General features: G+C 73.4%; 10 protein-coding genes. 6 read left to right on the top strand and 4 right to left on the bottom strand.

The features are described 5' to 3' along the window. The first annotated feature begins 31 nt into the window (after window positions 1-31). Window positions 32-748: an HAD-IA family hydrolase gene (locus tag ACH9EU_RS07335; protein WP_396413284.1), complete on the top strand. Its 717-nt coding sequence runs from the start codon at window positions 32-34 to the stop codon at window positions 746-748. Window positions 749-780: 32 nt separating this feature from the next. On the opposite strand, the gene ACH9EU_RS07340 is transcribed toward ACH9EU_RS07335, so the two are convergent. Beyond that, the gene (locus tag ACH9EU_RS07340) at window positions 781-2391 is read right to left on the bottom strand and encodes a peptidoglycan DD-metalloendopeptidase family protein (RefSeq protein WP_396413285.1); all 1611 of its coding nucleotides are present in this window, start codon (window positions 2389-2391) and stop codon (window positions 781-783) included. Between the two features lie 550 nt (window positions 2392-2941). Here ACH9EU_RS07340 and ACH9EU_RS07345 point away from each other — a divergent pair. Beyond that, a complete protein-coding gene (locus tag ACH9EU_RS07345; RefSeq protein ID WP_396413286.1) occupies window positions 2942-3640 on the top strand; it encodes a haloacid dehalogenase type II in 699 nt (232 codons plus the stop codon). 3 nt (window positions 3641-3643) lie between these two features. On the opposite strand, the gene ACH9EU_RS07350 is transcribed toward ACH9EU_RS07345, so the two are convergent. Next, on the bottom strand, window positions 3644-6463 hold the full coding sequence (locus ACH9EU_RS07350) for an FAD-linked oxidase C-terminal domain-containing protein (RefSeq protein WP_396413287.1): 2820 nt from the start codon (window positions 6461-6463) through the stop codon (window positions 3644-3646). Between the two features lie 177 nt (window positions 6464-6640). Between ACH9EU_RS07350 and ACH9EU_RS07355 the strand changes: the two genes are divergently transcribed. Beyond that, entirely contained in the window at window positions 6641-6838 is a 198-nt protein-coding gene (locus tag ACH9EU_RS07355; RefSeq protein WP_396413288.1) for a hypothetical protein, read from the top strand. A gap of 16 nt (window positions 6839-6854) precedes the next feature. On the opposite strand, the gene ACH9EU_RS07360 is transcribed toward ACH9EU_RS07355, so the two are convergent. Further along, entirely contained in the window at window positions 6855-7778 is a 924-nt protein-coding gene (locus ACH9EU_RS07360) for a metallophosphoesterase (protein WP_396413289.1), read from the bottom strand. Between the two features lie 5 nt (window positions 7779-7783). Next, window positions 7784-9934 carry a transglycosylase domain-containing protein gene (locus ACH9EU_RS07365; protein WP_396413290.1) on the bottom strand — a complete coding sequence of 717 codons (2151 nt, stop codon included), beginning with the start codon at window positions 9932-9934 and terminating at the stop codon, window positions 7784-7786. 104 nt (window positions 9935-10038) lie between these two features. Between ACH9EU_RS07365 and ACH9EU_RS07370 the strand changes: the two genes are divergently transcribed. Genes ACH9EU_RS07370 through ACH9EU_RS07380 form a run of 3 tightly spaced genes read left to right on the top strand, consistent with a single transcriptional unit; the run spans window position 10039 to window position 11656 of the window. Continuing rightward, the gene (locus tag ACH9EU_RS07370) at window positions 10039-10233 is read left to right on the top strand and encodes a hypothetical protein (RefSeq protein WP_396413291.1); all 195 of its coding nucleotides are present in this window, start codon (window positions 10039-10041) and stop codon (window positions 10231-10233) included. A gap of 27 nt (window positions 10234-10260) precedes the next feature. Beyond that, a complete protein-coding gene (locus ACH9EU_RS07375; RefSeq protein WP_396413292.1) occupies window positions 10261-10746 on the top strand; it encodes a RidA family protein in 486 nt (161 codons plus the stop codon). Next, the gene (locus ACH9EU_RS07380) at window positions 10730-11656 is read left to right on the top strand and encodes an NUDIX hydrolase (protein WP_396413293.1); all 927 of its coding nucleotides are present in this window, start codon (window positions 10730-10732) and stop codon (window positions 11654-11656) included. Before ACH9EU_RS07375 ends, ACH9EU_RS07380 begins: the two co-directional genes overlap by 17 nt. Window positions 11657-11685: the final 29 nt, after the last annotated feature.

Consider the following 11685-nt stretch of genomic DNA (forward strand, 5'->3'; position numbering starts at 1 on the left):
GCGGCGCCGGGGGTGGTGCCATGCTGAGGCCATGACCTCCACCCCGTCCGAAAAGTCCTCCACTCCCGACGGGCGGCCGCGCCGCGGCGTCCTGTTCGACGTCGACGGCACCCTCATCGACTCCAGCTACCTGCACACCGTGGCCTGGTGGCAGGCCTTCAACCAGGCCGGCCACGACGTCCCCATGCACCGGATCCACCGGCTCATCGGGATGGGCTCGGAGCAGCTGATCGACGAGCTGCTGCCCGAGGACCGGGACAAGGACGGGGACGACGCGATCGGCGCCGCCCACGGGTCACTCTTCTCCGTGCACTGGGCGGGGCTCAAGCCGACCCGTGGGGCCACGGAGCTCCTGCGCCGCTGCGCCGACGCCGGTCTCGTGGTGGTGCTGGCGTCGTCGTCGAACGTCACCGAGGTCGCCGCCATGCGTGAGGCCCTCGGCTCCGACGACGTCCTCACCGCGGTCACGACCGCCACGGACGCCGAGCACAGCAAACCCGAGCCCGACATCTTCGCCGCGGCCCTGAAGGCCGGGGACCTGCGCCCGGAGAACGCGATCGTCGTGGGCGACGCCCGCTGGGACGTGCAGTCCGCATGGAAGCTGGGCCTGGACGCCGTGTGCGTGACGAGCGGCGGCATCAGCGAGACGGAACTGCGCGAGGCCGGCGCCGTGGCCGTCTTCGCGGATCCCCAGGAGCTGCTCGAGGACTTCGAGAGCAGCCCCCTGGGCCGTCTCGCCGCCGGCTGACGCGCCGCAGCGCGGACCGGCGGCGGGATCGATCAGGAAAGCCCTGCGGGGGCGCCCGTCTCCTCCGTGGCAGCTGCGGTGGTGCCCGGGGCCGAGTCCTGGTCGGTCCGGGGTGTCGCCGGGGTCCAGACGTCCCGGGGCTCGGCCTCGTCGGTGTTGAGAATGCCGTCGCCGTCGATGTCGGTGTCGAGCGCGTTGGCGATGCCGTCGCCGTCGAGGTCGTCGTCGAGGGAGTCGACCACTCCGTCGCCGTCGGTGTCGACGGTCGGGGAGGCGTGGAGCAGCTGCGCCTGGCGCAGTTCCTCGGCACGCTTCGCGGCCTCCGCGGCGCGCTCCGCCGCCGCCTTCTCCGCGGCGGCCTGCTCCGCTGCCTTCTTGGCTGCTGCCTGCTCCGCTGCTTCCAGCTCCGCCGCCTTCTCGGCGGCCTCCTGCTCCGCGGCCTTCTTGACGGAGTCGTCCGGGGTCCGCTGGGGCGCCGGCGCGGCCGGGGCAGGTGCCGGCGCGGCGGCCGACGGCTCGGCCGGCTTGGACCGGGGGGCGGCCTCGGCGGAGGGCTCAGGCGTGGTTGCCGGTGCGCGCTCCACGGTGCTCTTCGCCGTGCTTTTGTTCTTCGCCGTGTTCCCGGCGGTGTCCTTCTCGGTGTCCTTCTCGATGTCCCTCGGTGCGGACGCCCGGGGTCGCTGGGCGACGGGCGTCTCCGCCGGGGCGGACGCCATGACCTGCACCCGGTTCCCGCCGGACAGCGAGCGGCGGAGGAGCTCCGACACCTCGGCGGGGGAGGGCGCGTCCTCGGCGAGCGAGTAGGGCGTGGCGGTGCCGGGCACGATCCCGGCGTCGGTGATCCAGTCGAAGGACTGCGGGTCGGCCACGGCGCCGTCGACCCACGTCTCGAAGTGCAGGTGCGGGCCCGTCACGCGGATCCCGGTGGCGCCCACGCTGCCCAGGCGCTGCGCCGCGGCCAGCTCGTCGCCGACCTCCACCCGGACGTCCTCCAAGTGGCTGTAGGTGGTCCGCAGACCGTCCGCGTGGGCGACCTCCACGCGGTTGCCGCCCCACACGTCCCAGAAGACGGCCGTGACCCGGCCCTGCGCGGCGGCGACCACCGGGGTCCCGGCGGCGACCGAGAGGTCCGTGCCGTTGTGGAACTCCCGGACGCCCAGGTCCGGCGCGATCCGCCAGCCGAAACGACCGCCCTCCAGGACCGTGGCCGGCTGGGCGGGGGCCACGATCGTGTTCACCGGCAGCTCTCCCTCGTGGACCCGGGCCGCGGCACCGGCCGGGTCCAGCGGGGAGGTCCCCGCGCGCTGTCCCGGCCCGGACGTGCCGGCCGCTCCGACCGCGCCGGCCGGGGACGCCACGAGGGCCCCGCCGGAGCCGCCCTGGAGCAGGGAGACCATCGACACGGAGCTCCCGCCCGATGAGGCCGCCGGCGACGAGGGCGCGCCCTGGGTCAGCACCGAGGACACGCCCAGGGCGACCACGGCGAGCGAGCACACGACAGCGGGCCGGCCGAGGTGCTCGCCCAGCGGGAGGGCCGGACGCGGCATGCGGCTGCGGGGGGCCGTGGAACGGTGGCTTCCGCCGGAGGACCGGTGGCGGGCGCCGGAGGTGCTGTGGCGGGCGCGGGAGGAGCGGTGACGCATGGGGCGGGGGGTCCTGTCGGTGCAGCGGGGGGAGGGGGATCAGGGCACGCCCCAGGAGCGGGCGTGACTCAGGAGGGGCCTGTCGCCGCCGGCTCCGCGCAGGCCCGCTATCGCGGGACGCGCGCCGGACACGGCGAAGGAAGGATGATGACCGGGGATGGTGGCGTCACCGGGGGGAGTGCGCCCGTCGCACCGGATTCGGTGCTGATATCGATTCTACCGGCGGGTTTTCTTCTGTGAAGACCGCGTGCGGGCCCGATGTTTCCCTGTCCACGCGCCGGAACCGAGAGGCGCCTCTGACCGGCGGAAACGCTCTACGGTGCCCGGGGCCGTCCCCCTCCGTGCGTCCGGGTGTTACGTCCCGGGACGTGGCCGGTACGGACGGAGAGCCGGACGGGCCCGGAACCGGGGGCGTTCGCCCCCGGCCGGTTCATGACGCGGTCGTCCGATGGGCGGGACTATCCTGTGCACACGCGTCCACCGCGCTCGCCCCGGACGTCGCCCACCGGGTGGCGCCGGCGCCGTGCGCACGGCAGAGAAGAGTCCGAGGATGACCGCCGACGACAGACCCCTCCTCGTCTTCGACGTGAACGAGACGATCTCCGACATGCGGGAGATGCGCCGCGCGTTCGAGGAGGTGGGCGTGCCGGGCGAGCTGGCCGCCACGTGGTTCGCCTCGATCCTCCGAGAAGGCTTCGCGCTCGCCGTCCACGGGGAGGCGCAGCCGTTCGCGGCCCTCGGGCGGGCGGTCGCCCGGACCCTCTTCGCCGTCCACCGGCCGGACCGCGAGGTCGAGGACGCCGTGGTCCACGTCCTCGACGGCGTGCAGCGGCTGCCGGTCCACCCGGACGTCCCGGGCGGGGTGACCGCCCTCGCCGACGCCGGCTACCGGCTCACGGCCCTGACCAACGGCTCGGAGGCGACGGCCGAGGGCCTGCTCGAGCGCGGTGGGATCCGGCAGCACTTCGAGTCGGTCCTCTCCGTGGAGGACGCACCGTGCTGGAAGCCCGCCTCCGAGTCCTACGCGTGGGCCGGCCGGATCTGGGGTGTGCCGCTGCAGCGGGCGGTCATGGTCGCCGTGCACCCGTGGGACCTGCACGGCGCCTCCCGGGCGGGCATGCGGACCGTGTGGATCGACCGCTACGGGGCGCCGTACCCGCAGTACGCGCGCGCGCCGGACGTCCGGGTCTCCGACCTCACCCGGCTGGCCGCGCGGCTCGAGGGCGACGGCGCCGCGCTGCGGGACTGACGCTCAGCGGGTGGCCTGCTCGAGGTGCTCCAGGACGTGCCGGTACGGGTGGCCGGTGGCCTCCGTCATGCCCTGCTCGCAGGTCCGGTTCAGGGAGGCGTAGGCCTCGAAACGGCGCTGGTTGACCTCCCGGGCCTCGTCGGCCGTCGCCGACGCCGTGAACTCCGGGTGCAGCATGCCGCGGTCCCCGGCGTACGCGCAGCAGCCCCAGGCCGCCGGCACCACCACGTCGTCGCTGATCGTCCGGGCGATCGTCTCGAACGCCGAGGTGATGCCGAGGTGCACGCTCGAGCACGTGGGGTGCAGGGCGATCGACCCGACCGGCCGGGACACCGTCAGCCCCGGCAGCACCCGGTCGGCCACGAACTCCACCGAGTCCACGAACCGCAGCGCGTGGTGCTCGCTGGAGCCGGCCGCCAGCTCGGCCATGGTCTCGAGGCCCTCGGTGCACGAGGCCGCGTCGCAGACCACGGGCAGCTTCCCGGAACGGCTCGCCTCCCACAGGGCCGGGAGCGTGCGCTCCGAGATGGTCGCGTACCCGGTGGGCAGGCCCTTCGACTTCCACGGTGTGCCGCAGCACAGGCTCCCGATGCCCTCGGGGACCGTGACGTGCACCCCGGCCCGGTCGCACAGCGCCAGGAAGGCCTGGGACACGGTCGCGCCCTCACCGCCGGGAGCGCCGAACATGGAGTTGATGCACGCGGGGAAGAACACGGCCTCCGCGAGCTCGTCCCGCCGCCGGGGCCGGGGCGCACCGCCCGCCGGCAGCGCGTCCTTGTACTGCGGCACGTGCTCGGCGCCCAGGAGGGCGCGGGCCGTCGACGTGGCCGCCCTCGGCAGCGCCGCGGGCAGCGCGTCCGCGACCGTCAGCCCGAGCCGGGCCCCCGTCGTCGTCGCCCCCCACACCCGCGCCGCCGCGCCCCAGCCGGCGTCCGCGACCGGGTGGGGGTCCTCCGCGCGCAGCCGCCGCACAAGGTCGCCCGTGTTGATGAGCACCGGGCACGCCGTCACGCACATCCCGTCCACCGCGCAGGTCTGCAAGCCCTCGTAGTCGTACTCGGCGCGCAGCCGGGCCGCGAGCGGCGCGTCCCCGCGCTCCTCCGCCGCGGCGATCTCCCGCCGGCCCACGATGCGCTGCCGCGGGGTCAGGGTGAGGTCCTTGGACGGGCACACCGGCTCGCAGTAGCCGCACTCCACGCAGCGGTCCACCTCCTGCTCCACCGTGGGCGCGGTCTTGAGGTGCCGCACGTGCACCGCCGGGTCCTCGTTGAGGATCACCCCAGGATTGAGCAGCCCGCCCGGGTCCACGAGCCGCTTGAGCTCCACCATGACGTCGTAGAGCTCGTCGCCGTACTGCCGGCGCACGAACGGCGCCATGTTGCGGCCCGTCCCGTGCTCGGCCTTGAGCGACCCGTGGTGGTCCAGCACGAGGGAGACCATCTCCTCCGTGAAGCGCTCGTAGCGTGCCAGCAGGTCCGGGCGGTCGAACTGCTCGTTGAGCATGAAGTGCACGTTGCCGTCCTTGGCGTGCCCGAAGATCACCGAGTCCCGGTAGCCGTGCGCGTCGAAGAGCGCCGTCAGCTGCTCGCAGGTCTCGCCCAGCTCCGGCACGGGGACGACGACGTCCTCCAGCAGCGCGTTCGACCCGCTCGGCCGGTTGCCGGCCACGGTGGTGTACAGCCCCTTGCGCACGGTCCACATGGTGGCGCGCTCCGCCGGGTCGCTGGTCAGCCGCGCCGGTGCCGCGAGGTCGAGGGCCGGGAAGAGGCGGGCCGCGGCCGCGGAGAGCTCCTGCTCCTCCTCCGGGGTGCCGCCGCGGTACTCGACGAGCAGCGCCGCGTGGTCGACCACGTCCAGCTCCATGATCTGCCGCGGCGCGAGCCCGGTTCGGCGGGAGACCTTCAGGGACGTGGCGTCCAGCAGCTCCACCGTGGCCGAGCGGGCCGCGACCAGTTCCGGGACGGCGCGCGTGGCCGCGGCCAGGTCCGGGAACACCAGCAGCCCGGTGGAAACGTGGGGCAGGATCTCGACCGTCCGGAAGGTCGCCTCGGCCACGAAGGCGAGGGTGCCCTCGCTGCCGATCAGCAGGTGCTCGAGGATGCGCACCGGCTCGTCGTGGTCCAGGAACGAGTTGAGGCCGTAGCCCATGGTGTTCTTCATGGCGAACTGCTGCTCGATCGTCCGCACCGACGCCGGGTCCGAGCGCACCCGCTCCCTGAGCCGGAGCAGCCCCTCGTGCAGCTCTGGCTCCCGCTCGCGCAGCTCCCGGTCGGCGCCGGGGTCCGCGGTGTCCACGGTGGTCCCGGACGCGAGGACGAAGACCGTGGACTCGAGCGTCCGGTACGTGTTCTCCTGCGTGCCGCACGACATGCCCGAGGAGTTGTTGGCGACCACGCCGCCGACCGTGCACGCCGACTCGCTCGCCGGGTCGGGGCCCAGCCTGCGGCCGTGCGGGGCGAGCCGGGCGTTGACCTGCCGGACCGTCGCGCCCGGCTGCACGCGCACGCGCCGCCCGCCGTCCAGCACCGCGATCTCGCGGAAGTTCCGGCGCACGTCCACGAGCACCTGGTCCGTGACCGCCTGCCCCGACAGCGACGTGCCGCCCGCCCGGAACGTCAGACCCAGACCGTGCCGGGACACCGCCCGGAAGAGGTTGCCCATGTCCCCGGCCGACCGCGGGCGGACCACGGCGGCGGGCTGCAGCAGGTAGTGCGAGGCGTCGTGGGCCAGCGCCCTGCGCTCCAGCTCCGATCCGACGACGGCGTCCCGGCCGCACCAGGTGCGCAGGTCCTCGAGGAGTCTGGCGTGGTCGGTGACGGTCATGAGGATCCTCCCGGTGACGAGGGCGGCACGAGCGTGGTGAGTCACATCCTAGGGCCGGATGCCAAGCCGTCTGACCATCAGGGGATTGTGGGCCGCGGCTTTGTGCGGAAGGCTCGGACGCAGGACCCCGGGTGCCCGGGGCCGCCGGGCCGCGAGGGCGGGACCGGAGGACCGACCGTGGAGGAGACCACGATGGAGCACAACGCCACGGACGACGCGGGCCCCCGCTGCCCGGCGTGCGGCGGCTCGCTGCGCGAGCTGCCCGAGGAGCAGTGGACCGAGGGCGGCCCCGTGCCCGACGGCACCGAGCGGATGTTCCTGTGCGAGAGGACGAACCACCGGATCATCGTGGCGGTGCCCGAGATCAGCGCCTGATCCCGCCCCGCCGCTGTCAGTCGGTGAGCGTCAGCAGCACGGCCTCGGGCGGGCAGAACAGCCGGATCGGGGCGAAGCGGGAGGTCCCCAGGCCGGCCGAGACGTTGACCGGCACGCCGGCCTGCGTGATGAGGCCCTGGCAGCGCTCGGGCTCGAGGTCGCAGTTGCTCACGAGCGCCCGCCCGCCGGGAAGGCAGACCTGCCCGCCGTGGGTGTGGCCGGCCAGCACCAGCCGCGCGCCGTCCGCGGCGAACCGGTCCAGGGTCCGCAGGTAGGGGGCGTGGGCCACCCCGAGACGGAGGTCGGCGGTGGCCGGCTCCACGAACCCGGGATGGCGGTCGCGGCCGAGGTGCGGATCGTCCACCCCCGAGAGGTCCAGGGCAAGACCCGCGACGTCCATCCGGGCGGCCCGGTTGATCAGCGGCGTCCACCCGGCGGCGTCGAAGGCCGCGTGCATGTCCGCGGTGGGCAGCCGGGGCGCCTCGTCCTGTCCCTCCCCGGACGTGTCCCGCCAGAGGTAGCGCAACGGGTTCTTCGGCCGCGGCGCGAAGTAGCAGTTGGAGCCCGGCACGTAGGCCCCCGGGAAGCGGAACAGGGGGTCCAGGATCTCCAGCAGCCACGGCAGGCCCTCCGGGTGGGAGAGGTTGTCCCCGGTGTCCACCACGAGGTCGGGCTCGAGGGCGGCGAGCGAGTGCACGAAGTCCCGCACCGCCCGCTGCCCGGGCCAGACGTGCAGGTCCGACAGGTGCAGGATGCGCAGGGGAGGACTGCCCTCGGGCAGCAGCCGGAGCCGTTCCGTGCGCAGCCGGAACCGGCGGCGCTCGACGACGACGCCCCACGCGCCGAGGCCCGCCGCTGCGGCGGTCCCGGCTCCTGCCACGGCGGCCGCGGTCCGCAGGACCGGTCCCGCGGCGTGGGCGGTGGTGCTCAGGGGACCCATGCGGGTCAGCCCGGCTCGGAGGTGCCGTTGCGGCCCTTGAGCACCCGGTCCGAGGGCTCCGCGAACTGGCCCGTGTCGTAGTCCCTGGCGACCTCGCGCATGAACTGCTGCCACTGGCCGCCGGCGAAGGTGGAGCCGTCCACCCAGTCGTCGCCCGTGGTGCGCTGGCCGCCGATGGAGAGCCCGTTGAGCGACCGCGAGCCGAGCCGGTAGTTGCCGACCCAGGACGCGGTGGCCAGGCCCTTGGTGTAGCCCACCATCCAGGTCTGGGTCGAGTTGTCCGTGGTGCCCGTCTTGGCCGCGGAGGCACCCGGCAGGTCGATGTCGCGCTGCCAGCCCGAGCCGCGGATCAGCGTCTGGTTGAGGGCGAAGTTGACGCCGTCGGCCACGTCCTGGCTGATCGCCCGCTCGCACGAGGTCTTCGGGATGTCGTAGGCCTTGCCGGTGTAGTCCACGACCTTCTCCAGGGCCCGCGGCTCGCACATCACGCCGCGGTTGGCGAAGGCGGAGTAGGCGCGGGCCATCGTCATGGGGGAGATGTCCACGGAGCCGCCCAGCAGGGAGGCCAGGACGGTGGTGTCCACGGGCTCGCCCGTCTTGCCGCTGACGATGCCGAGGTCCTCGGAGAGCCGGCCGATGTCGCACAGGTCCATCTCCTCCGCCATCGCGTAGATCGCGGTGTTGATGGAGTTGTAGATCCCGAAGTCGGCCTCCATCTTGCGGGTGTAGCCCTCCTCGGCGTTCTGGATCTCGAAGCCCTTGCCGTCGTTGCCCGGCTCGATCTTGTACCCGCCCTCCAGGCACGAGGCCCTCCAGCGGTGGTCCGGGGGCCACCGGGTCTGGGACGCGTCGAGCTCGTCCTCGGCGCCGTGGCCGGTGTCGATCCACGTGGCGTAGGTCAGCGGCTTGTACGTGGATCCCACCTGGAACCCGCCGGCGCCGCCCATCCACGAGTCCACGTTGAAGTTGTACGTGGTGTTGGAGGTGTTCTCCTCCGTGGAGTAGTAGGTGTTCTGCGCCATGGCCACGACGTCACCGTTCGACGGCTCGAGGGACACGAGGGCGGTGGAGACCCCGTCCGGGTTGTCGTCGCGCGGCTGCGTCTCGTTGACGGCCTTCTCGGCCGCGCGCTGGGCCTCGACGTCGAGGGTGGAGGTGATCTCGAGGCCGCCCAGCTGCAGGGTCTTCAGCCGCTCCTCGGGGGTCTCCCCGAACGCGGAGCTCTGGAGGATCACGTTCTGGACGTAGTCGCAGAAGTAGGGGGCCATCTCGGCCGCCGAGCAGCCGGAGTTGCTCCGGTGGAGGTCCAGCTCGATCGGCTCCGAGGAGGCGGCGGCGTGCTCCTCCTCGGTGATCGCCCCGGTGGCCAGCATCGTGTCGAGCACGATGTTGCGTCGTTCCGTGGCCGCCTCGGGGTTCGCGGCGGGGTCGTAGTAGTTGGGGGACTGCACCATGCCGGCCAGCACCGCGGACTGCGAGATGCTCAGCTCGGACGCGGAGATGCCCCAGTAGTACTGGGCCGCGGCCTCCACCCCGTAGTTCTGCCCGCCGAAGAGCACCATGTTGAGGTACCCCTCGAGGATCTCGTCCTTGCCGAGCTCCTGCTCCATGGACAGGGCCAGCTTGATCTCCTTGATCTTGTCCGCGTAGCCCTTGTCGGCGCCGATGGTCGTGGTCTCCTCGCCGGCCCTGACCTGGGAGTCGATGATCAGGTTGTTCACGTACTGCTGCGTGATGGTCGAGGCGCCCTGGCGGGCCTCCGGGCGGATGATGTTGTTGCCGAGGGCGCGGACGATGCCGCCGAGGTCCACGCCGCCGTGCTCGTAGAAGTCCCGGTCCTCGATGGCGAGGATCGCGTCCTTCATGTGCGGGGACATCTCGTCCAGGGTCACCGGAGTGCGGTTCTGCGCGTAGAACGTGGCGATCTCCGTGCCGTCCCGGGCCACGAGCGTGGAGGCGCGGGACATCGGCCCCGCCTCCATCTGGGCGGGGAGGTCCTTGAACCAGCCGATGGAGGCGTTGGCGGCGAGACCCGTGGCGGCTGCGGGGGGAACCAGGAGACCGGCGGCGACGATGCCGGCAACGATGCTGGTGGCGATGAACGCCACGACGTTGCCCAGGACCGACGGTGCCTGCGAGGGGTTGCGGGAGGCCATTCGGACATTCTACAAGCGTCGACCTGATCGCTTCCCGTGCGCGTTCCGTCACGGCGATCCGTCACGGCTGAGCGCATCCCGCCGTTCGTGGCTACGCTGGGCCCATGACTACCTGGGAATACGCCACCGTGCCCCTCATGATCCACGCCACCAAGCAGATCCTCGACAACTGGGGGGACGACGGCTGGGAGCTCGTGACCGTCCTGCCCGGAACGACCCCGGCAGACGTCCCCTCGGGCAACGTCAACGCCCCCGTCCAGACGAACCCCATCGCGTACTTCAAGCGTCCCAAGAACTGACCGCGGCCGCCCCCTCCGGAGGACCCCATGACCACCAGCTCCACCGTCGAATCCCGTCTCGCCGAGCTCGGGCTCGAGCTCCCGCCCGTCGCGGCGCCCGTGGCCGCCTACGTGCCCGCCGTCGTCACCGGCTCCTGGGTGCACACCTCGGGCCAGCTGCCGTTCGTGGACGGCGCCCTGCCCGCCACCGGCAAGGTCTCCGCGTCCGGGGCCCCGGGCACCGTCTCCCCGGAGCAGGCGCGGGAGCTGGCCGCGCAGGCGGCGCTCAACGCCGTGGCCGCCGTCAAGGACCGCGTCGGCGACCTGGACCGGGTGGTCCGCATCGTCAAGGTGGTGGGGTTCGTGGCCTCCGACCCGGCCTTCACCGGTCAGCCCTCGGTGATCAACGGCGCCTCGGAACTGCTGGGCCGCATCTTCGGCGACGCCGGGGTCCACGCCCGGTCCGCCGTCGGCGTCGCGGTCCTGCCGCTCGACGCGCCGGTCGAGGTGGAGCTCGTTGCGGAGTTCCGGTGAGCTCCCGGCCCGCGCGCCGCGCGCGGGCCGGGCCCCGGCCGTGCGGTACTTCGAGATCCCCGAGCAGCACCGCGAGGCCGCCGAGGCCTGGCTCGAGCGCGGCGCCGGGCTGCCGGGCAGCGCCCCCACCCCGGCCTCTGCGGTCGTCTTCGTGCGCGACGGGGAGGCCGGGGTCGAGACCTACCTGAGCTACCGCGCGCGCACGACCTCGCTCGGCACCGTCGGGTTCCCCGGCGGGCCGGTCGAGGCCCACGACGACGAGCCGCTGGAGTGGTCCGGCCCCACCCCCGGCGAGTGGGCCCGCCGGCTCGGCATGGAGGGCGACGTCAGCCGGGCCCGCCGTGCCGTGGTGGCCGCGGTGCGGAAGGCCTTCGAGGAGACGGGCGTGCTGCTGGCCGGCCCCGATCCGATGAGCACGGTGGAGTCCGTGGAGGGCGCCGAGTGGATGAGCTCGCGCGAGGCCCTCGCGGTGGGGGACGTCTCCCTGGCCCAGGTGCTCGGCCGGCGTCGTCTGGTCCTGCGCTCCGACCTGCTCAAGCCGCTCGCGCACTGGGTCACCTCCGACTTCGCCCACCGCCGCTACGACATCCACTACTTCACCGCGGTGGTCCCCGACGGGCAGTCCCCGACGCTGCTGGAGTCGAAAGGCGTGTGGGGCCGGTGGGTCGACGCGTCCCAGGCCGTGGCCGACCCGGCGGGCAGCTGGCTCGGTGACCTGGTGGACCGGCCGGACACCGTGGGCCGCCGGATCGACGACCTGTCCTCCCCGGGCGTGCAGTGCGTGCTCGAGACGGTCGCCGAGTGCTCCTCGGCGATCGCCTTCCTCGCCAAGAACCGCGCCGTCGTGACCCGCAACCCCGTCCTCGAGGTGCGGGACGGGCGCCCCGTGCTGCGCCTGGACCTCTCCTGAGGCCCATCCCGCAGACGGCGACGGCCCGG

It is taken from the genome of Kocuria rhizosphaerae, assembly GCF_044462265.1.
Taxonomy (GTDB): Bacteria; Actinomycetota; Actinomycetes; order Actinomycetales; family Micrococcaceae; genus Kocuria; species Kocuria rhizosphaerae.